The following is a 24629-nucleotide window of genomic DNA, read 5'->3' as shown; positions in this document are numbered from 1 at the left end:
GGCTGGATTTAGCACTAGCGCAACGCAGATGAGTAATATAGTCTCTGACCGTTTGCCGGACACGACGCCTCTGATGACGGAACACCAAAACCGCGTATGAAAAAAAGTTTCCCAACACTGCTGGCCACGATGATTTGGACGGCACTCTACAGTCAGCATGCGCTGGCTGATCTGGCCGAGCAATGCATGCTTGGCGTTCCTGTTTACGACAAGCCTTTGGTCAGCGGCGATCCGAACAGCCAGCCGGTGACCATCAATGCCGATGACTCGCGCGCCGACTACCCAAAAAGCGCCCTGTTCAGCGGCAACGTGCATATCGAGCAGGGCAACAGCACCCTGACCGCCAAAGAAGTTGAGCTGAATCAGACGCAAAACCCCGGCCAGACGGAACCGGTGCGTACCGTCACCGCCACCGGCGACGTGCACTACAGCGACAATCAGATCAAACTGAAAGGCCCGAAGGCCTGGTCTAACCTGAATACCAAAGATACCGACGTCTATGAAGGCGACTACCAGATGGTAGGCCGTCAGGGACGCGGCGACGCCGACAAGATGAAAATGCGCGGCGCCAACCGTTACACCATCCTGGAAAACGGCACCTTTACCTCCTGTCTGCCGGGCGACGACAGCTGGAGCGTGGTCGGTTCCGAAGTGATCCACGATCGCGAAGAGCAGGTGGCGGAAATATGGAACGCCCGCTTCCGCATCGGCGGCGTGCCGGTGTTCTACAGCCCGTACCTGCAGCTGCCGGTCGGCGACAAGCGCCGTTCCGGCTTCCTGATCCCGAACGCCAAGTACGGCAGCAACAACGGCTTCGAGTTCATGTTGCCGTACTACTGGAACATCGCGCCGAACTACGACGCCACCATTACCCCGCACTATATGTCCAAGCGCGGCCTGCAGTGGCAGACCGAGTTCCGTTATCTGGTGCAGCCGGGCCTCGGCCTGATGGAGTTCGACTGGTTGCCGGACGACAAGGAATACGGCAAAGATCATGACGACAACAAACGCTGGCTGTTCTACTGGAACCACAACGGCGTTATGGATCAGGTGTGGCGCTTCAACGTCGATTACACCAAGGTCAGCGATTCCAAGTACTTCACCGATCTGGACTCCAAATACGGCTCCACCACCGACGGCTACGCCACGCAGAAATTCAGCCTCGGCTACGCCAACGAAAACTGGAACGCCACGCTGAGCTCCAAGCAGTTCCAGATTTACGACGATACCGATCGCTCACAGTCGGACTCGTATAAAGTCCAGCCGCAGTTGGATCTGAATTACTACAAGAACGATCTCGGCCCGTTCGATTTCCATATTTACGGCCAGGCGGCCAAGTTCACCAGCGTCAACCCATATAGCCCTGACGCCACCCGTCTGCATATGGAGCCGACGCTGAGTCTGCCGCTCACCAACGGCTGGGCCAGCCTGAACACCGAAGCCAAGGTGATGGCGACCCATTACCAGCAGGATATTCCTGACGGTTTCGCCGCCAACTACCAGAGCCGCAAAAACGCTGCCGCGCCTGAGCTCGATGATTCGGTCAACCGCGTACTGCCGCAGTTCAAGGTCGACGGCAAGCTGGTGTTCGAGCGGCCGATGATCTGGGCCGAAGGCGCCACCCAGACGCTGGAGCCGCGCGTGCAGTACCTGTACGTGCCGTACCGCGACCAGAGCAACATCTACACCTACGACACCACGCTGCTGCAGACCGACTACTCCGGCCTGTTCCGCGATCGCACCTACAGCGGCCTGGATCGCATCGCTTCGCAGAACCGCGTGTCTACCGGTTTGACCACGCGCATTTATGATGACGCGCTGGTTGAACGTTTTAACGCTTCCGTGGGTCAAATCTACTACTTCAGCCGTTCGCGCACCGGCGATCGGGTAACCGGGTACGACAACAACGACGATACCGGCAGCGTGGCCTGGGCCGGCGATACCTATTGGAAAATCGACGATCGTTGGGGCCTGCGCGGCGGCCTGCAGTACGACACCCGCCTGAACAGCGTCTCGCTGGGCAACGGCGTGGTGGAATACCGCCAGGATGCCGAGCGCGTAGTGCAGCTGAACTACCGTTACGCCACGCCGGAATATATCCAGACGGCGTTGAACACCAAAACGGTTCCGGCCTTCCAGGACGGCATCTCGCAGGTGGGCATCACCGGCAGTTGGCCGATCGCCGATCGTTGGGCGGTGGTCGGGGCGTACTACTACGACACCCGCGCCAAACAATCCGCCGATCAGCTGGTGGGGCTGAAGTACAACACCTGCTGCTGGGCGGTGACGCTGGGCTATGAGCGCAAGATCACCGACTGGAACAACAGCAACAATACCAGCGTTTACGACAACAGAGTTTCGTTCAACGTCGAACTGCGCGGCCTGAGCAGCGATCATAGTCTCGGCTCCGCAGAAATGCTGCGCTCCGGCATTCTGCCGTATCAGCGCGCATTCTGACGCTTTGCAACACTTTGAAAACGAGAACTTTCACCCGCATTTGCGGATTACATAATGGGAAATGTATGAAGAACTGGAGAACGCTTATTCTCGGATTGGTGGTTTGCGCCAATGCCGCGTTCGCAGCACCCCAAGAAGTGGATAAAGTCGCCGCCGTCGTGGATAACGGCGTGGTACTCGAAAGCGACGTCAACGGACTGTTGCAGTCGGTGAAGCTCAACGCCCAGCAGGCTGGTCAGCAACTGCCGGACGACAAGACGCTGCGCCATCAGATCATCGAACGTCTGATCATGGATAACATCCAGCTGCAGATGGCCAAGAAAATGGGCATCACCGTCTCCGACGCCGATCTGGACAAAGCGATCGCCAACATCGCCGCGCAGAACCGCATGAACGTCGATCAGCTGCGCAGCCGCCTGTCGTACGAAGGGCTGAACTACAACACCTACCGAGCGCAGATCCGCAAAGAGATGCTGATCTCCGAAGTGCGCAACAACGAAGTGCGCCGCCGCGTCACCATCCTGCCGCAGGAAGTGGACGCGCTGGCCAAACAGGTGGGTGCGCAGAACGGCAGCGACACCGAAATGAACATCAGCCACATCCTGATCCCGCTGCCGGAGAACCCGTCGCAGCAGCAGGTCGACAAAGCCGAAGAGCTGGCCAAACGCCTGGTGGGCGAGATCAACAGCGGCGCCGACTTCGGCAAGCTAGCGATCACTTACTCCGCCGACTCTCAGGCGCTGAAAGGCGGCAACATGGGCTGGGGCAAGCTGCAAGAGATCCCGACCCTGTTCGCTGAACGCCTGGTCAGCGCCAAGAAAGGCGACGTCGTCGGCCCAATCCGTTCCGGCGTCGGCTTCCACATCCTGAAAGTGAACGACATCCGCGGCGCCAGCCAGTCGGTGTCGGTCACCGAAGTGCACGCCCGTCACATCCTGCTGAAACCTTCGGTGGTGCTGACCGACGACCAGGCGCGCGCCAAACTGCAATCCGTTGCGGAAGCCATCAAGAGCGGCCGCGCCAAATTCGCCGACGAAGCCAAACAGCTGTCGCAGGATCCGGGTTCCGCCATGCAGGGCGGCGATCTGGGCTGGGCTTCCCCGGACATCTACGATCCCGCCTTCCGCGATGCGTTGCTCAAGCTGAGCAAAGGTGAGATCAGCGCGCCGGTGCACTCTTCCTTCGGTTGGCACCTGATTCAGCTGCTGGATACCCGTCAGGTGGATAAGACCGACGCCGCGCAGAAAGATCGCGCTTACCGCATGCTGTTCAACCGTAAGTTCGCCGAAGAGGCGCAGACCTGGATGCAGGAACAGCGCGCCCAGGCTTACGTGAAGATCCTCGATGGCAGCGATGCACAGCAATAAACGCGTCGTCATTACCCCCGGCGAACCCGCCGGGGTGGGGCCGGATTTGGTAGCCGCCCTGGCGCAACAGGATTGGCCTGTTGAGCTGGTGGTGTGCGCCGATCCGGCCCTGTTGCTTGAACGCGCCAAGCGTTTGGGCCTGCCGCTGACGCTGCGCGACTACCAGCCGCAGCAGCCGGCCGAGGCGCAACGCGCCGGCACGCTGACCGTGCTGCCGGTGCCGCTCGCTCAGCCGGTTACCGCCGGTGAACTGAACGTCGGCAACAGCGCCTACGTGGTGGAAACCCTGGCACGCGCCTGCGACGGTTGCCTGAACGGCGAATTCGCTGCGCTGATCACCGGCCCGGTGAACAAGGGCGTGATCAACGACGCCGGCGTGCCGTTTATCGGCCATACCGAATTCTTTGCCGATCGCAGCCGCTGCGATCGCGTGGTGATGATGCTCGCGACCGAAGAGCTGCGCGTGGCGCTGGCGACCACCCACCTGCCGCTGCTGGCGGTGCCGGGCGCCATCACGCAGCAGAGCCTGTTCGAAGTCATTCGCATCCTCGACCACGATCTGAAAACCAAATTTGGCATCGCCCAGCCGCACATTTACGTCTGCGGTCTGAATCCCCACGCCGGGGAAGGCGGCCATATGGGGCGCGAAGAGATAGACACCATCATCCCGGCGCTCGACGCGCTGCGCGCTGACGGTATCCATCTTGTCGGCCCGCTGCCGGCGGACACCCTGTTCCAGCCCAAATATCTGCAAGATGCCGATGCGGTGCTGGCGATGTATCACGATCAGGGGCTGCCGGTGCTAAAATACCAAGGGTTCGGCCGCGCGGTGAATATCACCCTCGGTTTGCCTTTCATACGCACCTCGGTCGACCACGGTACCGCTCTGGAACTGGCCGGCACCGGCACCGCCGATGTCGGCAGTTTCCAAACGGCCCTGAATCTCGCCATTAAAATGATAATTAATTGTAATGAATAACAGAGTCCACCAAGGGCACTTTGCCCGCAAACGCTTTGGACAAAACTTTTTAACCGATCAGTTTGTCATCGATAGCATTGTCTCCGCCATTCACCCGCAGCCGGGCGAAGCGGTGGTCGAGATCGGCCCCGGCCTCGGCGCCTTGACCGAACCGGTCGGCGCGCGCATGGACCGCATGACGGTGATCGAACTGGACCGCGATCTGGCCACTCGGCTGGAGAATCACCCGCAGCTGAAAGACAAGCTGACCATCCGCCAGCAGGACGCCATGACGGTGAATTTCGCCGAACTGGCCGAGGAGGCTGGCCAACCGCTGCGCGTATTTGGTAACCTGCCGTACAATATTTCGACGCCGCTGATGTTCCACCTTTTCAGCTATACTCAGGCAATCCGCGACATGCACTTTATGTTGCAGAAAGAGGTGGTCAACCGTCTGGTCGCCGGCCCTAACAGCAAGGCCTACGGGCGTTTGACCGTGATGGCGCAGTACTACTGCAACGTCATCCCGGTGCTGGAAGTGCCGCCGACCGCGTTCGCGCCGCCGCCGAAGGTCGATTCCGCCGTGGTGCGCCTGGTCCCGCACACCGAGCTGCCGAACCCGGTGGGCGACGTGCGCATGCTGAGCCGCATCACCACGCAGGCGTTCAATCAGCGGCGGAAAACCATCCGCAATAGCCTGGGCGATCTGTTCACGCCGGAGCAGCTGACGGAGCTGGGCGTCGATCCTTCGCTCAGAGCAGAGAATATTTCTGTGGCGCAGTACTGCAAGCTGGCGAACTGGCTGTCAGCCAATCCGGCGCCGCAGCAATAAGGAGTTGTTGTCATGATTGATTCGCCCCGCGTGTGTATTCAGGTTCAGAGCATCTATGTGGAATCACAGTCGATCCCTGAAGAAGAGCGTTACGTCTTCGCCTATACCATTACCATCCGCAATCTGGGGCGGACCAACGTGCAACTGCTGGGCCGTTACTGGCTGATCACCAACAGCAACGGCCGCCAAACCGAAGTCCAGGGCGAAGGCGTGATCGGCGAACAGCCCGTCATTCCGCCCGGTGGAGAGTTTCAGTACACCAGCGGCGCCATTCTGGAAACGCCGCTGGGCACCATGGAAGGCCATTACGAAATGGTTGACCATCAGGGTCAGCCGTTCCGCACCGCTATTCCCGTGTTCCGCTTAGCCATTCCAACGCTGATCCATTAATTATGTCGACATACCTTATCGGCGACGTTCACGGCTGTTTCGATGAACTGAAGTCGCTGCTGGCTCAGGTTGCGTTCGATCCCGAGCGCGATCAACTGTGGCTGACCGGCGATCTGGTGGCGCGCGGCCCCGCCTCGCTGGACGTGCTGCGCTATGTGCGCTCGCTCGGCCCGGCGGTGCGCATGGTGCTGGGCAACCACGATCTGCACCTGCTGGCGGTTTACGCCGGCATCAGCCGCAACAAACCCAAAGATCGCATCACGCCGCTGCTGGAAGCGCCGGACGCCGACGAGCTGATCAACTGGCTGCGCCGCCAACCGGTGCTGCAGGTGGATGATGAGCAAAAGCTGGTGATGGCCCACGCCGGCATCACCCCGCAGTGGGACATCGACACCGCGAAAATGTGCGCGCGCGAAGTGGAGGCGGTATTGAGCAGCGACAGCTATCCGCTGTTCCTCGACGCCATGTACGGCGACATGCCGAACAACTGGGCGCCGGAGCTGAGCGGCCTGGCGCGCCTGCGTTTCAGCACCAATGCGCTGACGCGCATGCGCTACTGCTTCCCCAACGGCCAGCTCGACATGATCTGCAAAGATGCGCCGGGCAGCGCGCCGGCGCCGTTGAAACCGTGGTTCGAGCTGCCGCGCCTGGTGGACCCGGAATACACCATCATCTTCGGCCACTGGGCCTCGCTGGAAGGCAAGGGTACGCCGGAGGGCGTGATCGGGCTGGATACCGGCTGCTGCTGGGGCGGCGATCTGACGATGCTGCGCTGGGAAGACCGCCGTTACTTCACGCAGCCCGCCAATCGCGGCGAAGCGCCTGACCACGCCGGCAGATTAGCCGCATCCTGAAACGATAAAGGCGGCCCGGTGGCCGCCTTGGTTCTGTATTGCCGCCTTATGCCCCAATCGCTCCGCCATCTTCACGCGTGATCATCAACACCGATGAACGCGGGCGCGGGCTGTTGTTCGGGAAGTGCGAATCGCCTTCTTCTCCGGGATGCTGTACGTTGACGAACATCGTCTTGTAGTCCGGGGTGAAGGTGATGCCGGTCAGTTCGCAGGACTTCGGCCCCACCATGAAACGGCGGATCTCGCCGCTGACCGGATCGCCCACCAGCATCTGGTTGTTGCCCTGCCCGACGTAATCGCCCTTGTTGCTGTACTTGCCGTCGGTGAGGATCCACAGACGGCCGGCGCGATCGAAACCCAGCCCGTCCGGGCTGTTGAAGGTGTTTTCCGCCGTGATGTTCGGCGTGCCGCGGTTGACGCCTTCGGGGTGGGCAATCGGGTTGCCGCACAGCGCATAGATGTCCCAGGCGAAGACGTCGGCGGTGGCGTCGCCGCCCTCGTCCCAGCGAATGATTTGGCCGTAGATATTGTTCGGTCGCGGGTTGGCGGCGTTCAACGGCATCCCTTCCTCGCCGCGCTTGCTGTTGTTAGTCAGCGTGCAGTACGCGCGCCCGTCATGCGGGTTCACCGCGATCCACTCCGGGCGATCCATTTTGGTGGCGCCGACCTGCTGCGCCGCCTTGCGGACGAAGATCAGCACTTCGGCCTCATCGCGGAAACCGTTCTCCGGCGTCAGGCCGTTCTTGCCGAACTCAAGCGCAATCCAGCGCCCTTTGCCCTTCAGCGGCGTGCCGGCTTCATCGCCGTCGAACTGCGCCACGTACAGCGTCCCCTCGTCCAGCAGCGTGCGATTGTTGGCCGGATTGGCGGCGTCGACCACGCCTTTGGAGACGTACTTATAGATATGTTCGCCGCGCTCGTCGTCGCCCATATACACCACCAGACGGCCGTCTTTGGCCACGGTCACCGCCGCGTTTTCATGTTTGAAACGGCCGAGCGCGGTGTGCTTGATGGGCGTCGAGGTCGGATTCAACGGATCGATCTCGACGATCCAGCCATGGCGGTTAAATTCGTTGGGATTCTTCGCCACATCAAAACGCTCGTCATAGTCCGGCCAGTTGCGTTCCGGTTCGCTGGCCTTCAGCGTGTAGCGCTTCTGTTCCGGCGTGGTTCGATAATCGGCCTGACGGGTGCCGAAATAGGTGTCGAAGTTTTCCTCGCAGGTCAGATAGGTGCCCCACGGCGTCTTGCCGTTGGCGCAGTTGCCGAAGGTGCCCAGCACCTTGCGGCCGCTCGGATCGGCGGCGGTCTGCAACAGCGGATGTCCGGCGGCCGGGCCGCTGAATTGCATCTCGCTGTTGGCGGTGATGCGGCGGTTATAGCGCGACGGGCGCTCCACCTCCCAGCGCTGGCCGTCACCGACCCGCTTGACCGCGACAATGGAGACGCCGTGCGCCGCCTGCGATTTGCGCACCTCTTCCAGGCTGGTGGCCTTGGTGCCGCCGTGGGCGAACAGGTACTGCTCGTTAACGTATTCGTTATTGATGGCCATCACGCCGTGATTGTCATCGATAGGGAAAAAGCTCATGCCATCGTTGTTGTCGCCAAACTGTTTTTCCTGATCGGCGGCGCTGTTGTTGCCCTGCGGATCGAAGGCCGGCGCGCCGTCCACCAGCGGCTCGCCCCAGGAGATCAGCACCTCGGCGCGGTAGCCTGGTGCTATCGTCACTTCATCGGCGGTAGACGCGGCGATGCCCCGGAAGCCCAGCAGCGTGTTGGGCGGCAGATCCTCGGCTAACGCCTCGGCGGAGACCGACCAGATGCCGCCGCCGAGAAAACCGGCCAGGCCGACGGCGCCGGCGCTGCCAAGCAGCAGCTTGCGGCGAGTGGGATCGATCAGGCGGTCGGCGTCTAATTGCTCAATTTGCTTGGTCATAACGTGGTTACCTTTTTAGTTATGGCGCCGCGGTCAAGATTCACCAGAGTTGCCGTGGCGCTCGGAGTTGGGCTTCATACTAATCAGGTAATGTGACGGAAAGGTTACGAATGACCGGCGCAAAAAGACCGGGGGCGCAATTGCTTGCGCCCCCGGGGATGACTGGCTAACGCGCTGAGATCAGCGGCGCTGCAGGATTTCGAAGCAGTAGCTGTGCGAGTTCAGATCGTCGGCGTCGTGGAATTCGCTGAACGTGGTTTCCCACTCGTCCGGCTCGTAATCCGGGAAGTGAGTATCGCCGCCGACTTCGGCGTCGATGTGTGTCAGGTACAGGCGATCGGCGCGCGGCAGCAACTGGGTATAGATGCGCCCACCGCCGATCACCATTACTTCTTCCACCTCACCCGCGGCGGCCAGCGCCTCATCCAGCGAGGTCACCCAGGTCACCCCGGCGGCATTGCCCGGGCGGCTGCTCAAAACGATATTGTGGCGGCCCGGCAGCGGGCGGCCGATGGACTCGAAGGTCTTGCGGCCCATAATAACCGGCTTATTCAACGTGTTGCGTTTAAACCACGCAAGGTCCGCCGGCAGGTGCCACGGCATGGCGTTTTCCATGCCAATAACGCGATCCGCCGCCAAGGCAGCGATCAGGCTGATAATCATTGTTTAACCCTGTGTAGGCAGCAAAATTGGTGACACTATACGTAAAGGCCTGAGTGCCGTCGATAGGCTAATCAAGCAAGATGAATATATAAGATAGCTCTTATCAGCATATCTAATAACCAACGTTCTTTTGCCGGGGAATTTCACACGCCGGGGCGTTTGCGGTACAACCACAGACCCGGTAACGACAGGCCGATCGACAACGCGCCGACGATGAAACTGGCCTTGAGGAAGTTGGTGATCATGGTCTCCATCAAAGCCTCGCTGTAGCCCAGATGCGATATCTCCACCACAGTTATCATCGCGGTATAGGCGGAAATGCCGGGGAACATCGGGATCACCGCCGCCACGGTGAACACCTTCGGATGCGCCAACAGCCAGCGCGACCAATAGATACCGATGATGCCGATCAGGATCGCCGCCAGCAGCGACGCCCACTCGATGTTCATGCCCACGTGCATCATCAGCATGCGCGAGCCGCGCCCGATTGCCCCAAGCAACGCGCAATAGCGCAGCGCGCGCAGCGGCACGTTGAACACCATGGCGAAGCCCAGCGCCGGCACCGCCGCCAACAGCATCTCCTGCAACAATGCCCACAGCAGACTCATGACCACCCCCGCAGATCCCACAGCGACATCGCCATCACCACGCCGATACAGGTCGCCAGCGTCAACAGGCTGGCCATCGCCCAGCGCGCCAGCCCGGTGTTGACGTGCCCCTTGAACATGTCGGCCACCGCGTTGATCAGCGGGAAGCCCGGCACCAGCAGCAGCACGCTGGCGGCCATCGCCACGCTCGAGGTCTCTTTAAACACCGGCAGGCGCAGCAGCAGCCCGGATATCGACGTCGCGACAAACGCCGTCAGGCAAAAATTGATCAGCGGATTCATATGGCGGGCGGTGAGGATCTGGCGCACCAGCATCGCCGCGCCGCTGGCGATAAAGGTCACCAGGAAGGCGTCGCCGCCGCCGCCGTTGAGCATGCTGAAACACCCGCAGGACAACCCCACCATCAGCACCACCAGCCAGCGCGGATAGCGCAGCGGCCGGATCTTTTCGAAGCGCCGCGCCACGTCGTGCGTATCCGCCAGGTGATGCTCGGCGAGGATCACGATATGCTGCACTTCCGTCACCACCTGCATATTGATGCCGCGATCGACATTCTTGCGGGTCGTGGTCAGGCAGGCGCCGTGGCTGAGGGTGGTCAACACCACCGCATTGGCGGAGATTGAACTTTCCACGCTGTCCATCCCCAGCGCCAACCCCAGGCGGGTGGACAACTGCTCCACCACCGTGCTCTCGGCGCCGTGCTGCAACAGCAGCAGCGCGCATTGAATGCACAAGCGGGTGATTTCACGCTGTTGCCGGTGCGGTTCCGGCCTGTCTGTGGCGGTAGTCTGCTGCATGGTGCTCCGTCGCTGGCGATAGATGAATTATTATCATAGAGCCTAACAATACCTCATTGGGTTGATGCGCATCAGAGGAAGCGGCGTTATTATCGCCAACATGCTGCCTTTTGCGCGAGACGCCTCCCATGCTTGAAACTTCACTGTTCGTCGCCGGCATTGCCGCCCTCGGCATGCTTTCCCCCGGCCCGGATTTTTTCCTGGTGATCAAAAACGCCGCCCGCTACCCGCGTCTGGCCGCCATGATGACCGCCTTCGGCGTGATCTGCGGCGTCGCCACCCACATGTCCTACTGCGTCGCCGGGCTGGCGGTGGTGATCACCACCACGCCGTGGCTGTTCAACCTGCTGAAATACGCCGGGGCGGTCTATCTGGTGTGGATCGGCATCCAGGCGCTGCTGTCGCGCGGCGGCGGCAAAATGAACGTCAGCAATCTGCCGCAGCAACAGGTCAGCCTGAAGAGCGCCTTTGCGCAAGGCTACCTGTGCAACCTGCTGAACCCGAAAGCCACCCTGTTCTTCCTGGCGGTCTTCACCCAGGTGTTGCAGATCGATTCCGGTCTGGGTGACAAGCTGTGGTACGCGGGGATTATTCTCGGCCTGTCGGTCATCTGGTGGCCGCTGCTGGTGTTTTTGATCCAGAGCGGGCCGGTGCGCCGCGGGCTGGAAAAGACGCAGAAGATCGTCGACAAATTGCTGGGCGGCATGTTGATCGCCTTAGGCATCAAGGTCGCGCTGAGCTAAGCAAAAAAGGGGCGCCATCACGGCGCCCCTCCCCTTATCCTTTGGCTTCCACCACTTCGTCTTCCGGCGCCTTGCCGTCGATACTGCCGCGCCAGCCGGTCTGCTGCACCCGCGCCAGCCGATTCTGATCCTGCTCGATGGCCGCGCTGAGCATCTCCTTGGCCCGCTGCAGGCTGGCGATACGGAATTCAGTATCCTGGTAATTATCCAGCGTATCTTCCAGCATCTTCAGGTTATAGCGGCGGAAAGTGTCCGCTTTCTCGCGCGCCTCATAGGCGTCCAGCCCCAGCAGCTCCAGCGTTTCACGGCCGACGCGCAGCGAGCTTTCGAAGGTTTCGCGCTCCGGTTTTTCCACCCCCAGCTGCCGCAACTGATACCAATGATCGACGTCGCGCGCCCGCGCCACCACTTTCAGATGCGGGAAGTGCTGCCTGGCCAGCTCGGTTAATGCCAGGCTGTCCTCCACATCGTCGATGGCGTTGATCAGCACCTTGGCGTGAGCGGCGCCGGCCGCCTCCAGCAGATCGGCGCGCGTGGCGTCGCCGTAGAACACCTTGGTGTCGAATTTACGCAGCGTTTCGATATGGTCCGGATCGTGATCCAGTACCACGGTGTGCACGCCGTTGGCCAACAGTAAACGACCGGCGATCTGGCCGAAACGGCCGAAGCCGGCGATGATCACGCTGGCGTTCTCGTCATCAATGACGTCAGCCGGGCGATCCTCTTTCGGCGCATTTTTCTCCAGCTGCGCGGCGATCACCAACAGCAGCGGGGTGGCCGCCATCGACAGCGCCACCGCCAGCGTCAGCGACTTGGCCCATTCAACCGGCAAGACGCCGGCCAGCTGCGCGGCGCTGAAGATCACGAAGGCGAACTCACTGCCCTGCCCCAGCAGAATGGCGAACAGGCCGCGCTGGCGCTTCGGCACCCCGAGCAGCGGGCCGATCAGCCACAGCAACGCCGCCTTGATCAGCATAAAGCCCAGCAGCAACGAGGCGATCAGCAACGGATGATGGAACAGCGTGCCGAAGTCGATCGACATGCCGACGCCGATGAAAAACAGCCCCAGCAGCAACCCTTTGAACGGCTGAATATCGCTCTCCAGCGCGTGGCGGTATTCCGAGCTCGCCAACAGCACCCCGGCGAGGAACGCCCCCATCGCCATCGACAACCCGGCCATCTCCAGCAGGATGCCAAAGCCGAACACCAGGAACAGCGCCACGGCGCTGAACACCTCGCGCATGCCCGAACGGGCGACGAAGTGCAGCAGCGGACGGGTGACGTAGCGGCCAAGCAGCACCACCATCGTCAACGCGCCCACCACTTTGGCCGCCGACAGTACGAAAGCGCCCAGCGTCGTGGTGGCGCCGCTGCTGGCCAGCAGCGGGATCATCGCCACCAGCGGGATCGCCGCGATATCCTGGAACAGCAGCACCGCAAATGCGCTGCGGCCGATCGGCGACGGCGTCAAATTGCGTTCGCTCATCGCCTGCATGGCGATGGCGGTCGATGAGAGCGCCAGCGTCAAACCGATCAGCAGCGCCACCTTCCAGTTGAGGCCGAGGAAGTAGCAGAAGGCGCTCAGCGCCAGGCCGCAGCCCACCATCTGAATGCTGCCGCCGCCGAACACCGAGGCGCGCAGCGTCCACAGCCGCTTGGGATCCAGCTCCAGGCCGATGATAAACAGCATCAGCACCACGCCGATCTCGGCGAAGGTCAGGATAGACTCTGCATCCGACACCAGCTTCAGCCCCCAGGGGCCGATAATGCAGCCGGCGATCAGGTAACCGAGCACCGAACCCAGCCCCAGGCGCACCGCAATCGGCACGAACAGCGCGGCGGAACCGAGATAGATCAGCCCCTCGATCATCATGTGGTGGTTATCCATGGCTGGCCTCCCGGGTTTCCGCTTCGGCATGTTCCATCAGGTAGTCGACCAACCGCTGCCGGTAGGCTTCGCCGGCGGCGATCAGCGCCGGTTCGTTGCAGGTAAAGGTGTTGTGCAGGGCGAAGTACGGCTGCCAGTTCATGCCGCAATAAATCGCCGTGGCCTGCAGCGGCTGCGCCAGCGCGGCGAAGTTGGGAAAATCGCCCAGTTCGAAATGGTGCTCGTCACCGCCGCTGGTCACCGTCCACAGGCAGTCTTTGCCCACCAGCGCGTTGCCGTCGTGGCCATAGGCCCAGCCGTGCTCCAGCACTTTGTCGATCCACAGCTTCAACAGCGGCGGGAAGCTGTACCACTGCATCGGATGCTGCAGCACCACCATGTCGGCGCGCTCCAGCGCCTGTTGCTCGGCGTTGATATCGATATTGAAATCGGGGTACAGCTCATACAGCGAGCGCACCTCCACCTCGGGAAGATCCCTCACCGCCTGCAGCAGGCGGTGATTGGCATGCGAATGCCGGGGATACGGGTGAGCATAAATTATCAGAATCATTGTTATCGTCGTTCCTTCGTTCCTTGCCAATACACCAAGCATATACCAATCACACAGAGTGACAGTTTGCCCACTGATTGATAGCGGAAATTTTTAACGCCAGCCGACAAATTCGCTGAATAAAAAAGGGCGCTGCATCTGCAGCGCCCTGGCGTAGCGTTCACGCGCGGTTACTTACCAATACGCGCGTGCATTTCCTGCACCGATGTAACCTGCTCGGTCGGATCCGCTTTCAGCGCCATCGCGGTGGCGAAGCCGCCGTTCAGCGTGGTGTCGTAGTGCACCTTGTACTGCAGGGCGCTGCGGCGAATCAGCTTGGAGTCCTCAATCGCCTGACGGCCTGCCGTGGTGTTGACGATGTAGGTGTACTCGCCGTTCTTGATACGATCCTGAATGTGCGGACGCCCTTCGTGCACCTTGTTGACCAGGCGCGGGTTGATGCCCGCTTCGCCCAGCACCACCGCGGTGCCGTGGGTCGCGTCCAGCTCGAAGCCCTGCTTCAGCAGGCTGGCGGCCAAATCGACCACGCGAGCCTTGTCGCCTTCGCGCACCGACAGCAGCGCGCGGCCCTGTTTCTTCATGCCCGAGTTGCTGCCCAGCATCGCTTTGGAGAAAGCTTCCGCGAAGGTGCGGCCCACGCCCATCACTTCCCCGGTAGAGCGCATTTCCGGCCCCAAAATCGGGTCGACGCCCGGGAATTTGTTGAACGGCAGCACCACTTCTTTCACCGAGTAGTACGGCGGGATGATCTCTTCGGTCACGCCCTGTTCAACCAGCGTTTTGCCCGCCATCACGCGCGCGGCCACTTTGGCCAGCGGCACGCCGGTCGCTTTGGAGACGAACGGCACGGTACGCGCGGCGCGCGGGTTGACTTCAATCAGGTAAACTTCGTTGTCCTTCACCGCGAACTGCACGTTCATCAGGCCGCGCACCTGCAGCTCGAACGCCAGTTTCTCCACCTGGCGACGCATCACGTCCTGAATTTCCTGGCTCAGGGTGTACGCCGGCAGCGAACACGCGGAGTCGCCGGAGTGCACGCCCGCCTGCTCGATGTGCTCCATGATGCCGCCAATCAGCACGCGCTCGCCGTCGCAGATAGCATCGACGTCCACTTCCACCGCATCGTCCAGGAAGCGATCCAGCAACACCGGCGCATCGTTGGACACGCTGACCGCGGTCTGGAAGTAGCGGCGCAGGTCGGTTTCGTCATAGACGATTTCCATCGCCCGGCCGCCCAGCACGTAGGAAGGACGCACCACCAGCGGATAACCGATGCCCGCCGCCTTCTCGACCGCCTGCTCGATGGCAGTGACGGTGGCGTTGGCCGGCTGCTTCAGGCCCAAGCGGTTGACCGCCTGCTGGAAGCGTTCGCGGTCTTCGGCACGGTCGATGGCGTCCGGGCTGGTGCCGATGATCGGCACGCCTGCGGCTTCCAACTCGCGCGCCAGCTTCAGCGGGGTCTGGCCGCCGTACTGCACGATAACGCCTTTCGGTTTCTCGATGCGCACGATTTCCAGCACGTCTTCCAGGGTCACCGGCTCAAAGTACAGGCGGTCCGAGGTGTCGTAGTCGGTGGAGACGGTTTCCGGGTTGCAGTTGACCATGATGGTCTCGTAGCCATCTTCACGCAGCGCCAGCGAAGCGTGCACGCAGCAGTAGTCGAACTCGATGCCCTGGCCGATACGGTTCGGCCCGCCGCCCAGCACCATCACTTTCGGCCGGTCGTTGGTCGGGTTGGACTCGCACTCTTCTTCATAGGTGGAGTACATGTAGGCGGTGTCGGTAGCGAATTCCGCCGCGCAGGTGTCCACGCGCTTGTACACCGGATGCAGGCCGTGGCTGTGGCGCAGCTTGCGAATTTCGCTCTCGGCGACGCCGGCCAGCTTGGCCAGACGCGCATCGGCGAAGCCCTTGCGCTTCAACGTGCGCAGGAAGTCTTTGTCCAGGCCGTTGATGCCCGCTTCGGCTACCTGCTCTTCCAGGCGCACCAGCTCTTCAATCTGCACCAGGAACCAGCGATCGACGTTGGTCAGGTTGAAGACGCCGTCGACCGACAGACCGGCGCGGAAGGCGTCGGCGATGTACCAGATGCGGTCGGAACCGGCGTCTTTCAGCTCGCGGCGGATTTTGGTCAGCGCTTCCGGATCGTCCAGGCTCACTTTCGGATCGAAGCCGGTGGCGCCCACTTCCAGACCGCGCAGCGCTTTCTGCAGCGACTCCTGCTGAGTGCGGCCGATGGCCATCACTTCGCCGACCGACTTCATCTGGGTAGTCAGGCGATCGTTGGCGCCGGCGAACTTCTCGAAGTTGAAGCGCGGGATCTTGGTCACGACGTAGTCGATGGACGGCTCGAACGACGCCGGGGTGCGGCCGCCGGTGATGTCGTTCATCAGCTCATCGAGGGTATAGCCCACCGCCAGTTTGGCGGCGATCTTGGCGATCGGGAAGCCGGTGGCTTTCGACGCCAGCGCCGAAGAGCGCGACACGCGCGGGTTCATCTCGATGACGATCAGGCGGCCGGTTTTCGGGTTAACCGAGAACTGCACGTTGGAGCCGCCGGTTTCAACACCGATCTCACGCAGCACCGCCATCGAGGCGTTGCGCATGATTTGGTATTCCTTGTCGGTCAGGGTCTGGGCCGGCGCAACGGTGATCGAGTCGCCGGTGTGGATGCCCATGGCGTCGAAGTTTTCGATGGAGCAAACGATGATGCAGTTGTCGTTCTTATCACGCACCACTTCCATCTCGTACTCTTTCCAACCGATCAGCGATTCGTCGATCAGCAGCTCGTTGGTCGGCGACAGGTCCAGACCGCGTTCGCAGATCTCTTCGAACTCTTCGCGGTTGTAGGCGATGCCGCCGCCGGTGCCGCCCATGGTAAAGGAAGGACGGATGATGCACGGGAAGCCGACGTCAGCGGCTACCGCCAGCGCTTCTTCCATGGTGTGCGCGATGCCGGAACGCGCGGTATCCAAACCGATTTTCTTCATCGCCACGTCGAAACGGCGGCGGTCTTCGGCCTTGTCGATGGCATCGGCGGTCGCGCCGATCATGGTGACACCGAACTCGGCCAGCACGCCCTGACGCTCCAGCTCCAGCGCGCAGTTCAGCGCCGTCTGGCCGCCCATGGTCGGCAGAACCGCATCCGGACGCTCTTTTTCGATGATCTTGCGCACCACTTCCCAGTGGATCGGCTCAATGTAGGTCGCATCGGCCATTTCCGGGTCGGTCATGATGGTCGCCGGGTTGGAGTTGACCAGAATGACGCGGTAGCCCTCTTCGCGCAGCGCTTTACACGCCTGGGCGCCCGAGTAGTCGAACTCACACGCCTGGCCGATAACAATCGGGCCAGCGCCGAGGATCAGGATGCTTTTTATGTCTGTACGTTTTGGCATTTTTTTACTGCTCCTGATTATTTGGCGTTAGAACGGTAAGTCTCAATCAGTTCGATAAAGTGATCGAACAGCGGCGCGGCGTCGTGCGGGCCTGGGCTGGCTTCCGGGTGCCCCTGGAAGCTGAACGCCGCCTTGTCGGTGCGGTGAATGCCCTGCACCGTATGGTCGAACAGCGATTTGTGCGTCACGCGCAGATTCGCCGGCAGGTCGTTTTCATCGACGGCGAAGCCGTGGTTCTGCGCGGTGATCATTACCGTGTTGTTGTCCAGATCCTTCACCGGGTGGTTGCCGCCGTGGTGGCCGAGCTTCATCTTCATGGTTTTCGCCCCGCTGGCCAGCGCCAGCAGCTGGTGACCCAGACAGATGCCGAACACCGGAATGTCGGTTTCCAGGAACTGCTTGATGGCGGCGATGGCGTAGTCGCACGGCTCCGGATCGCCCGGGCCGTTGGACAGGAAGATGCCGTCCGGATTCATTTTCAGCACCTCGTCGGCCGGGGTCTGCGCCGGCACCACGGTCAGGCGGCAACCGCGATCCACCAGCATGCGCAGGATGTTGCGCTTGGCGCCGTAGTCGTAAGCCACCACGTGGAACGGCAGTTCCGCGGCGGTTTTGGCTTCCGGCAGGTCGCCTTCAAGCGTCCAGCTGCCTTGCTGCCAGCTGTAGGCCTCTTGAGTGGTGACCTCTTTCGCCAAATCCATGCCCTTCAACCCCGGGAAACCTTGCGCCTTGGCCAGAGCCAGCGCGGCATCCGGCGAATCGGCGGCGACGATGCAGCCGTTCTGGGCGCCTTTTTCGCGCAGCAGGCGAGTCAACTTACGGGTATCGATATCGGCGATCGCCACGATGTTGTGACGCTTGAGGTAGTCGGACAGGCTTTCTTCACTGCGGTAGTTGCTGGCGATCAGCGGGAGGTCACGAATGACGAGGCCTTGGGCGTGTACTGCGGAGGATTCTTCGTCGGAAGCATTGGTGCCGACATTGCCGATATGAGGATAAGTAAGAGTAACGATCTGGCGGGAATAGGAAGGATCAGTGAGGATTTCTTGATAACCGGTCATCGACGTATTGAAGACCACTTCCCCCACTGCCGTTCCCTCTGCCCCGATGGCCCGACCGTGGAATTGGGTTCCGTCTTCCAGAACCAATAGCGCTGACTTTATCAAAACATCCTCCGAGGAATAATCAATCACAATATTTGCATATTAATTCAGATATCGCGATCTAAATCAATGCAAAAACCGTCCGCGAGGCCAATTTTTGGCAAATTGGGCGCATTTTAATGATGAGTGTTCCGCTTGTCTACCCAAACCGCCATTTTTTGTTTTATTTTTGCAGTTCTCGATGCCCAAGCGGCTTGAGCTGCCATAAAAACACAGAAAACCGGGGCTGGAAAACGGTTGCGGGGAGGAATGACGGAAAACGGCGTCGGAATGGACCCAAAAAGATGCTAAAAAAGCCGACGGTGGAAAAAAAGCAGATAATTAGCAAGGTAAACACAAACAAATACCAGCCTTGACAATGAAACAACATCAAAACGATATTTATCATGTTAAAAAAAAGGACAATAAAATTATTGCCCTATTATCATAGCATTATGATCAACACAACCACATCACGATGGTATTCAGTTTAGTTATATCCGGTCCAAACTCAGCACGTCACGCATATCAAACAGACCTTTATCCCGACTCCGCAGCCAGGAAGCCGCGCGCACCGCGCCGCTGGCGAAAGTCATGCGGCTGGAGGCCTTGTGGGTGATTTCCACCCGCTCGCCGATGTCGGCGAACATCGCGGTGTGCTCGCCGACGATGTCGCCGGCGCGAATGGTGGCGAAGCCGATGCTCTTCGGATCGCGCTCGCCGGTATGGCCTTCGCGCGCATAGACCGCGCAGCTTTTCAGATCGCGCCCCAGCGCGCCGGCGATCGCTTCGCCCATGGCCAACGCCGTGCCCGACGGCGCATCCACTTTGTGCCGGTGGTGCGCCTCAACGATTTCGATATCGGTATAGTCGCCCATGACCTGCGCAGCCTTCTCCAGCAGTTTCAGCACCAGATTGACGCCGACGCTGAAGTTGGCGGCAAACACGATGCCGATATGCTGCGCCGCATCGCGGATCGCCTGTTTGCCGGCGTCATCGAAGCCGGTGGTGCCGATCACCATCGCCTTATGGTGCGCCACGCAAAATTCCAGGTAGCCCAGGGTGCTTTCAGGGCGGGTGAAGTCGATCAAAATATCGAACTCGCTCGCCACTTTATCCAGACTGTCACTCACCTTGACGCCCAGCGCGCCGATGCCCGCCAGCTCGCCGGCATCAACGCCGACCAGGCTCGATCCCGGGCGCGACAGCGCCGCCCCCAACACCACGCCTTCCGCCTGCTGCACCGCCTGGATCAATTGACGGCCCATCCGGCCGCCGGCGCCCGCAATCGCAATGCGGATTTGTGAATCTTTCATGCTTGCTCTCTTCTTGATGTAACGCGTATCCCATTAACCTATCGATTCAGGGTAACTGCCCCGCTGCGGCGCCGCCAGAGGATCATTTCATAATTAGAAAATTATGATATTGCGCTTCTTTCATCAGCGGCGCTGTCGTGAGATTAACATTCAACCGATTTGGCGGCCTGCGACGATTGTACATAATCATGCAGTTTTCATTGCAAAAAAATGCAGAAAAAAGGCGCCGAAAACGGCGCCTGAGGAACGGAGTGCGGCGGGGTCAAGCGGTAATGGCGGCCACTTCGTTGGCTATCGCCGTCAGCGCATCGTGGCGAGCATAGTCCTCCTGCACCAGCGCCGCGCGCCGGCGATAGATCGGCTGTTGCAGAATGCGCGTCGCTGCCGCCAGTATTTGTTCCGCGCTTGGCGTGCTGGTATGCAGGCTGATGCCGCAACCGGCGGCCACCACGCGCGCGGCCGCCTCCAGCTTGTCCTCACCGGTGCCGGCGACAATCAGCGGCACGCCGCTGTCCAGCGCATAGTTGATCGAGCCGTAACCGCCGTTGGTGATCAAGAGCGCCGCCTGCGGCAACCAGTGTTCGAAGGAGATGAACGCCCGCACTCGGGCGTTGTCCGGCAATGCGTCCATCAGCCCTTCGGTCGCCCGCCCGCCGGTGGTGGCCAACACCCGCACCGGCAGATGCGCCAGCGCCTGCAGCGTCGGCACGATCAGCTGATGCAGATCGACATTGGCCAGCGTGCCCTGAGACACGATCACCAGCGGCCGACGATCGTCCTCCTCCCACAGCGCCTCTTCCGCGGCCGGTTGACCACCGCTGCGCAGCGGCCCGACGAAGCGCACACCGCTCGGCAGGTCGTCGCGCTCATATTCCAGCGCCGTGGTGGCCAACTGCAGGAAACGCTCGCAGCCGCCGATCAGCGCATCGGTAAACGGGCGATTCAGCGGCCGCCCGCCCGCTTGCACCAGCGCGGCATCAAAGCTTTGCTGCACCTCATCAAGCAACACCCGCGTCGCTTCATCCACCAATTGCTCGCGGGTCAGCGCCCGCGGCAGCAGCGCCGGCGGGATACGCGGGCCATAGAAAATGGCGTCGCGCGAAGAATACGACAGCGGCGTGACGCCGATCCCGAAGACCGGCGGCCGTTCGGCGGACTGCAGCAGCGGCAGCACGCCGTAGAAGCAGTTCTCCACCATCAGCAGATCGGTCTTTTCGGCGGCGATGGCCGCACGCAGCTGACGATCCAACAGTGGGATCGGCGCGGCGAAGAAATCTTTCAGCGCCAGCGCCATCTGCGCATTGCCCGGCGGCAGCGCGGCGCGCTCGGGGAAATGCGCCTCCAGGTGGCGATAGTCGAAGTCCACCTGCGCGTCGAACGGCACGAAGCTCGCCCCAGCCGCTTCGGCACGTTCGCGGAACAGCGCGCCGGTCATCACCCGCACCTGATGCCCTTGGGCGATCAGGTGGCGAGCGATGGCTAACATCGGGTAGACGTGCCCCGGAGTGGCGACCGCCGCCATCAGTATCCTTGCCATAATGCTCCTTTTAAGCTTCTGCGTTGGCCGGCTTCAGCGCCAGATTGGCGCACACCGGATTGCTTTGAATATGCACGCGCTGCAAATGACGCGCGGAACGGGCGGTAAAGCCCTCACGGCCGTGCAGCAGCGAGAAGTTGTCCGCGACCACCACGTCGCCCTGTTGCCACTGATGGGCATAATAGTGACGCGGATCGTACAGGTGCTGCTGCAAAGTACGGTGGAACTGTTCCTGCTGCTGCGCCGGCACGCCGTGATATTCCAGCGCATGCTGGTTGAGGAATTTTTTTCCCTCCGTCGGCGGTTCATTGTAGCGCATGATCAATCCTCTGCCGTTCGGGTGCTGCACCACCAGCGGCGAACAGACTTCGCCGCCGTAATGCACCACCTGCTTGATGCGGTAGGTGATAGACACCGACAGCCACTGCTCCAGCAACGCTTCGTCCGCATTGGCCAGCAAGCGCGTGGTGTCGACGAAGGTGGTACATCCGCCTTCGTCCGGCGCCGGCGCCGCCACGCAGTGGAATAACTGGAACTCGGGGATGGTCGGCTTATACATGCCATCCCAATGCAGCGGGACGTAGCTGCTGTCGAAGATATGATCCTTGGCGTCCGGATGTTCCTTCACGTCCAGCACCGCACCGAACGGCCACATCATGATCTCGCCCCACTGTTCGGCATAGCGAGTCAGGACTTCCGGCTCGCTGAAACCGGAGTCGAATCCGCGCAGCACCAGCAAGTGGTGCTCCTGCGCCAGCGCTCGCAGCGCCGCCACCGGCAGCTCGCTGACCTTTTGCCCCGGATACTGCGGCGTCAGGATCGCGCCGAACGGGGTGTTCGGTTGAATGTGGCAATTAAGCGGTTGGTTGTTCATGGTGATTCTCCTTGCATCGAATGTGCTGCTCACACGGCAACGTGCCGTCAAAAAAGCGCCCGTCAGGATTTCGGGCGCAAAAGCATGCAGCGGCCTCAGGCCATCTGCGGTTGTTCGATCAGGTAATGGCTCGGCGTGCCGCGGATCTCAACCAACTCGCCGTCCAGGCTCTGCGCGTCTTTACGCTTCATCAGCACGAACTGGCCGTTCACGTTGGCCGCCACGCCATGCCACGGTGTCAGCCAGTCGTCTTTGGTCGGCATCATGTGGATGCCTATCTTCAGGCTGTCGGCCGGCTGCGGGTGAATCGACAGGCGGATCGCCGCCGGGAAATACTGGGCCAGCAGGTTGCCCCAGGCCCAGCTGCGCTGGATAACGCCACAGGCGCGCCGTTTGGCGTCTTTTTGCAGCGCGGCGTTGGAACCGCTGTAGCCCGGCAGGAGGCTGTCTTCATACAAGAAGCGCGTGATGGCGCGATACAGCATTAATCCCTGCTCGTCCTGCATCAGCTGGCGCTTGATCGCCTCTTCCGATTCGGCATAACCGTCCACCAACAGCCGGCGCAGCAGATCGTAGTCATCGGTATGCTCCGCCAGGCCTTTGACATCGCCAAGGTTGAACACGCTCAGGTGGGTTGCGCCCACTTCATGCAGCAGGCTTTCAATCTCACGTTGATAATGGTTGATCGCTTCGTCGCTGACGCGGATCAGATCGCCGAACACGTGGCCGTCGGAACAGATAACGATATGCGCGCCCGGCGGGTAATAGAGTTGAATGCGCTGGCACAGCGAGTTGAGGAAGATCAGCGACAGCCGCTCCGCCATGTCCGGCACCGCGCCTATCACTTTATTGGCGTTGGGTGACTTGGTCGGAAAAGCCGGCAGCACGAATTCGATGCGCTGGTCGTTTTCAATGAATGCCCGAATGCGCGGCAATTGCACCTGAGTGACCTGCCGCTCCTCTTCAGCCAGAGAAGCATCGTCGGCGATGAGGCGACGTCGATATTGCAATAATTCACGTAGGATTTTTAATGCTATCTCTTCTTTTTTCTGTGCGCTATCCACAATGAGCTCCTGTTGCGATGTGGCGCGGGTGTATTATTGGCAAGCGCAATAAGATTTATCAAAAAGAGATAAAGCGCATGCAAAATAATAATCAGCCCGGCGTTTATATGCTTCAGGCAATATAGGAAAGATGGTGCTATATTATTAGCCCGTATAACTCACAATCTAGGTTAAGTTGTGCTTAACAAACTATGAGCAATATTTTAAAACGCATGGCCATTTTCTCAAAAGTGGTCGATTGTGGCGCATTCAGCATGGCGGCAAAAGAATTGGGCATGACGACATCGGCCGTCAGCCAGCATATTCGCCAGCTGGAGGAACATCTGGGTATTCAATTACTGTTGCGATCGACGCGCTCATTGAGCCTGACCGAAGCCGGATTGTGCTTTTATGAAGATTGTCTGCTGATGATCCACGCCGCCGAGCGCGGGCAACAGCGGATCGCCGCGCTGCGCGGCGAGCTGGTCGGTGAACTGCGCGTCGCCACCTCGACCGAATTCGCCACCCATTATCTGGTGCCGGCGCTGCAGAGCTTCCTCGACGAACACCCGCGCATCACGCTGCGGTTGGAAATCCACGATGAGAGAATAGACCTCATCGCGCAACGCATCGATCTGGCGATACGCGGCGGCGCGCTGGCTGACTCCAGCTACGTCTCCACGCGGCTGGCGCGCTGCCGCGAAGTGCTGTGCGCCTCCCCGGCCTACCTGGCGAACTACGGGGTGCCGGATTCGCCACAGGCGCTGACGCAACATCACTGGGTCACCTTTACGCCGCTCGGCAATCCGCAGTTTGTTCGCCTGATCCATCGCGACGGCGGCGAGCACCGCATGCGCATGACCGGGCGACTGTTCACCAACAGCGGCATGGCGATGAAGGAGCTGGCGCTGACCGGCAAAGGCATCATTCGCAATTTCTTCGCCAACGTCGAGCGAGAGTTGCGCAGCGGCGAGCTGATTGAAATATTGCCCGACTGGCGATTACCGGAAATTAATTGCTATGCCATTATGCCGCGACGGGAGATCCAGCCATTAAAAGTCCGGCGATTGCTGGAGCATATGAAGCTCTATTTAAAGGAGAAAGGATTAAACGACCTAGAACAGATTCGACAAGAATAAAATAAGAAACATCTGCAAGACCACTATTGTAATTATTGTAATCACGTTGACGACACCAGGCCCTATTTAGATTGCAGCCTAATGATATTCTATTTAATGACTTTATTCAGCCTATATAATTAATGACGCCACCGCTATTT

General features: G+C 60.6%; 20 protein-coding genes. 8 read left to right on the top strand and 12 right to left on the bottom strand.

The annotated features are described in order from the left end of the window. Positions 1-96 precede the first annotated feature (96 nt). From lptD to apaH, 6 genes are all read left to right on the top strand, one after another. Positions 97-2457 carry an LPS assembly protein LptD gene (gene lptD / locus ITX55_RS07380; protein ID WP_021505352.1) on the top strand — a complete coding sequence of 787 codons (2361 nt, stop codon included), beginning with the start codon at positions 97-99 and terminating at the stop codon, positions 2455-2457. Between the two features lie 65 nt (positions 2458-2522). Continuing rightward, positions 2523-3824: a peptidylprolyl isomerase SurA gene (gene surA / locus ITX55_RS07375; protein WP_089191173.1), complete on the top strand. Its 1302-nt coding sequence runs from the start codon at positions 2523-2525 to the stop codon at positions 3822-3824. Continuing rightward, positions 3802-4803 (top strand): 4-hydroxythreonine-4-phosphate dehydrogenase PdxA, encoded by a 1002-nt coding sequence (gene pdxA / locus ITX55_RS07370; protein WP_370632599.1) that lies wholly within the window; start codon positions 3802-3804, stop codon positions 4801-4803. The genes surA and pdxA overlap by 23 nt, the downstream gene beginning before the upstream one ends. Continuing rightward, positions 4796-5614, top strand: coding sequence for a 16S rRNA (adenine(1518)-N(6)/adenine(1519)-N(6))-dimethyltransferase RsmA (rsmA, locus tag ITX55_RS07365; protein ID WP_033641833.1), 819 nt, complete (start codon positions 4796-4798; stop codon positions 5612-5614). The genes pdxA and rsmA overlap by 8 nt, the downstream gene beginning before the upstream one ends. A gap of 12 nt (positions 5615-5626) precedes the next feature. Beyond that, on the top strand, positions 5627-6004 hold the full coding sequence (gene apaG, locus ITX55_RS07360; protein WP_015376624.1) for a Co2+/Mg2+ efflux protein ApaG: 378 nt from the start codon (positions 5627-5629) through the stop codon (positions 6002-6004). 2 nt (positions 6005-6006) lie between these two features. Then, the gene (gene apaH / locus ITX55_RS07355) at positions 6007-6858 is read left to right on the top strand and encodes a bis(5'-nucleosyl)-tetraphosphatase (symmetrical) ApaH (RefSeq protein ID WP_033641832.1); all 852 of its coding nucleotides are present in this window, start codon (positions 6007-6009) and stop codon (positions 6856-6858) included. Positions 6859-6904: 46 nt separating this feature from the next. On the opposite strand, the gene ITX55_RS07350 is transcribed toward apaH, so the two are convergent. The 4 genes from ITX55_RS07350 to ITX55_RS07335 all read right to left on the bottom strand — a co-directional run bounded on the left by ITX55_RS07350 (position 6905) and on the right by ITX55_RS07335 (position 10862). Next, positions 6905-8794: a PhoX family phosphatase gene (locus ITX55_RS07350; protein ID WP_223084982.1), complete on the bottom strand. Its 1890-nt coding sequence runs from the start codon at positions 8792-8794 to the stop codon at positions 6905-6907. A 180-nt stretch (positions 8795-8974) separates the two neighbouring features. After that, positions 8975-9457 carry a type 3 dihydrofolate reductase gene (gene folA, locus ITX55_RS07345; protein WP_033637073.1) on the bottom strand — a complete coding sequence of 161 codons (483 nt, stop codon included), beginning with the start codon at positions 9455-9457 and terminating at the stop codon, positions 8975-8977. Between the two features lie 143 nt (positions 9458-9600). Next, positions 9601-10065, bottom strand: a complete 465-nt coding sequence (locus tag ITX55_RS07340) for a threonine/serine exporter (RefSeq protein WP_033651687.1) — start codon at positions 10063-10065, stop codon at positions 9601-9603. After that, positions 10062-10862 carry a threonine/serine exporter ThrE family protein gene (locus ITX55_RS07335; protein ID WP_033641829.1) on the bottom strand — a complete coding sequence of 267 codons (801 nt, stop codon included), beginning with the start codon at positions 10860-10862 and terminating at the stop codon, positions 10062-10064. The genes ITX55_RS07340 and ITX55_RS07335 overlap by 4 nt, the downstream gene beginning before the upstream one ends. Positions 10863-10990: 128 nt before the next feature. Between ITX55_RS07335 and ITX55_RS07330 the strand changes: the two genes are divergently transcribed. Further along, positions 10991-11605: a LysE family translocator gene (locus ITX55_RS07330; protein ID WP_015376619.1), complete on the top strand. Its 615-nt coding sequence runs from the start codon at positions 10991-10993 to the stop codon at positions 11603-11605. 34 nt (positions 11606-11639) lie between these two features. On the opposite strand, the gene kefC is transcribed toward ITX55_RS07330, so the two are convergent. The 8 genes from kefC to pvcA form a co-directional block, all read right to left on the bottom strand. After that, positions 11640-13493, bottom strand: a complete 1854-nt coding sequence (gene kefC / locus ITX55_RS07325; RefSeq protein ID WP_033651689.1) for a glutathione-regulated potassium-efflux system protein KefC — start codon at positions 13491-13493, stop codon at positions 11640-11642. Beyond that, positions 13486-14043 (bottom strand): glutathione-regulated potassium-efflux system oxidoreductase KefF, encoded by a 558-nt coding sequence (gene kefF, locus ITX55_RS07320; RefSeq protein ID WP_223084981.1) that lies wholly within the window; start codon positions 14041-14043, stop codon positions 13486-13488. Before kefF ends, kefC begins: the two co-directional genes overlap by 8 nt. A gap of 170 nt (positions 14044-14213) precedes the next feature. Then, positions 14214-17438 carry a carbamoyl-phosphate synthase large subunit gene (gene carB, locus ITX55_RS07315; protein ID WP_025301533.1) on the bottom strand — a complete coding sequence of 1075 codons (3225 nt, stop codon included), beginning with the start codon at positions 17436-17438 and terminating at the stop codon, positions 14214-14216. A 17-nt stretch (positions 17439-17455) separates the two neighbouring features. Next, positions 17456-18604, bottom strand: coding sequence for a glutamine-hydrolyzing carbamoyl-phosphate synthase small subunit (gene carA / locus ITX55_RS07310; RefSeq protein ID WP_071883584.1), 1149 nt, complete (start codon positions 18602-18604; stop codon positions 17456-17458). A 470-nt stretch (positions 18605-19074) separates the two neighbouring features. Beyond that, complete coding sequence (gene dapB / locus ITX55_RS07305; protein WP_042783670.1) at positions 19075-19896, bottom strand: 4-hydroxy-tetrahydrodipicolinate reductase; 822 nt, start codon at positions 19894-19896, stop codon at positions 19075-19077. Between the two features lie 262 nt (positions 19897-20158). Continuing rightward, the gene (locus ITX55_RS07300) at positions 20159-21418 is read right to left on the bottom strand and encodes a glycosyltransferase (RefSeq protein WP_033641823.1); all 1260 of its coding nucleotides are present in this window, start codon (positions 21416-21418) and stop codon (positions 20159-20161) included. Positions 21419-21443: 25 nt separating this feature from the next. Then, positions 21444-22307, bottom strand: coding sequence for a TauD/TfdA family dioxygenase (locus ITX55_RS07295; protein WP_108680162.1), 864 nt, complete (start codon positions 22305-22307; stop codon positions 21444-21446). A gap of 95 nt (positions 22308-22402) precedes the next feature. Further along, positions 22403-23371 (bottom strand): L-tyrosine isonitrile synthase, encoded by a 969-nt coding sequence (gene pvcA, locus ITX55_RS07290; protein WP_108680161.1) that lies wholly within the window; start codon positions 23369-23371, stop codon positions 22403-22405. Positions 23372-23562: 191 nt separating this feature from the next. On the opposite strand from pvcA, the gene ITX55_RS07285 reads away from it, so the two are divergent. Beyond that, a complete protein-coding gene (locus tag ITX55_RS07285; protein WP_033641820.1) occupies positions 23563-24489 on the top strand; it encodes a LysR family transcriptional regulator in 927 nt (308 codons plus the stop codon). Positions 24490-24629: the final 140 nt, after the last annotated feature.

The sequence above is a fragment of the Serratia sp. EWG9 genome (genome assembly GCF_019913725.1).
Taxonomy (GTDB): Bacteria; Pseudomonadota; Gammaproteobacteria; order Enterobacterales; family Enterobacteriaceae; genus Serratia; species Serratia ureilytica.
The sequence above is the reverse complement of the archived record's forward strand: the minus strand, read 5'-3'. Positions and strand labels throughout refer to the sequence as shown.

Coding starts and splice junctions, on each gene's coding strand:
- lptD (WP_021505352.1), top strand. CDS start 97: ATGAAAAAAAGTTTCCCAACACTGCTGGCCACGATGATTTGGACGGCA.
- surA (WP_089191173.1), top strand. CDS start 2,523: ATGAAGAACTGGAGAACGCTTATTCTCGGATTGGTGGTTTGCGCCAAT.
- pdxA (WP_370632599.1), top strand. CDS start 3,802: ATGGCAGCGATGCACAGCAATAAACGCGTCGTCATTACCCCCGGCGAA.
- rsmA (WP_033641833.1), top strand. CDS start 4,796: ATGAATAACAGAGTCCACCAAGGGCACTTTGCCCGCAAACGCTTTGGA.
- apaG (WP_015376624.1), top strand. CDS start 5,627: ATGATTGATTCGCCCCGCGTGTGTATTCAGGTTCAGAGCATCTATGTG.
- apaH (WP_033641832.1), top strand. CDS start 6,007: ATGTCGACATACCTTATCGGCGACGTTCACGGCTGTTTCGATGAACTG.
- ITX55_RS07350 (WP_223084982.1), bottom strand. CDS start 8,794: ATGACCAAGCAAATTGAGCAATTAGACGCCGACCGCCTGATCGATCCC.
- folA (WP_033637073.1), bottom strand. CDS start 9,457: ATGATTATCAGCCTGATCGCTGCCTTGGCGGCGGATCGCGTTATTGGC.
- ITX55_RS07340 (WP_033651687.1), bottom strand. CDS start 10,065: ATGAGTCTGCTGTGGGCATTGTTGCAGGAGATGCTGTTGGCGGCGGTG.
- ITX55_RS07335 (WP_033641829.1), bottom strand. CDS start 10,862: ATGCAGCAGACTACCGCCACAGACAGGCCGGAACCGCACCGGCAACAG.
- ITX55_RS07330 (WP_015376619.1), top strand. CDS start 10,991: ATGCTTGAAACTTCACTGTTCGTCGCCGGCATTGCCGCCCTCGGCATG.
- kefC (WP_033651689.1), bottom strand. CDS start 13,493: ATGGATAACCACCACATGATGATCGAGGGGCTGATCTATCTCGGTTCC.
- kefF (WP_223084981.1), bottom strand. CDS start 14,043: ATGATTCTGATAATTTATGCTCACCCGTATCCCCGGCATTCGCATGCC.
- carB (WP_025301533.1), bottom strand. CDS start 17,438: ATGCCAAAACGTACAGACATAAAAAGCATCCTGATCCTCGGCGCTGGC.
- dapB (WP_042783670.1), bottom strand. CDS start 19,896: ATGAAAGATTCACAAATCCGCATTGCGATTGCGGGCGCCGGCGGCCGG.
- ITX55_RS07300 (WP_033641823.1), bottom strand. CDS start 21,418: ATGGCGGCGGTCGCCACTCCGGGGCACGTCTACCCGATGTTAGCCATC.
- ITX55_RS07295 (WP_108680162.1), bottom strand. CDS start 22,307: ATGAACAACCAACCGCTTAATTGCCACATTCAACCGAACACCCCGTTC.
- ITX55_RS07285 (WP_033641820.1), top strand. CDS start 23,563: ATGAGCAATATTTTAAAACGCATGGCCATTTTCTCAAAAGTGGTCGAT.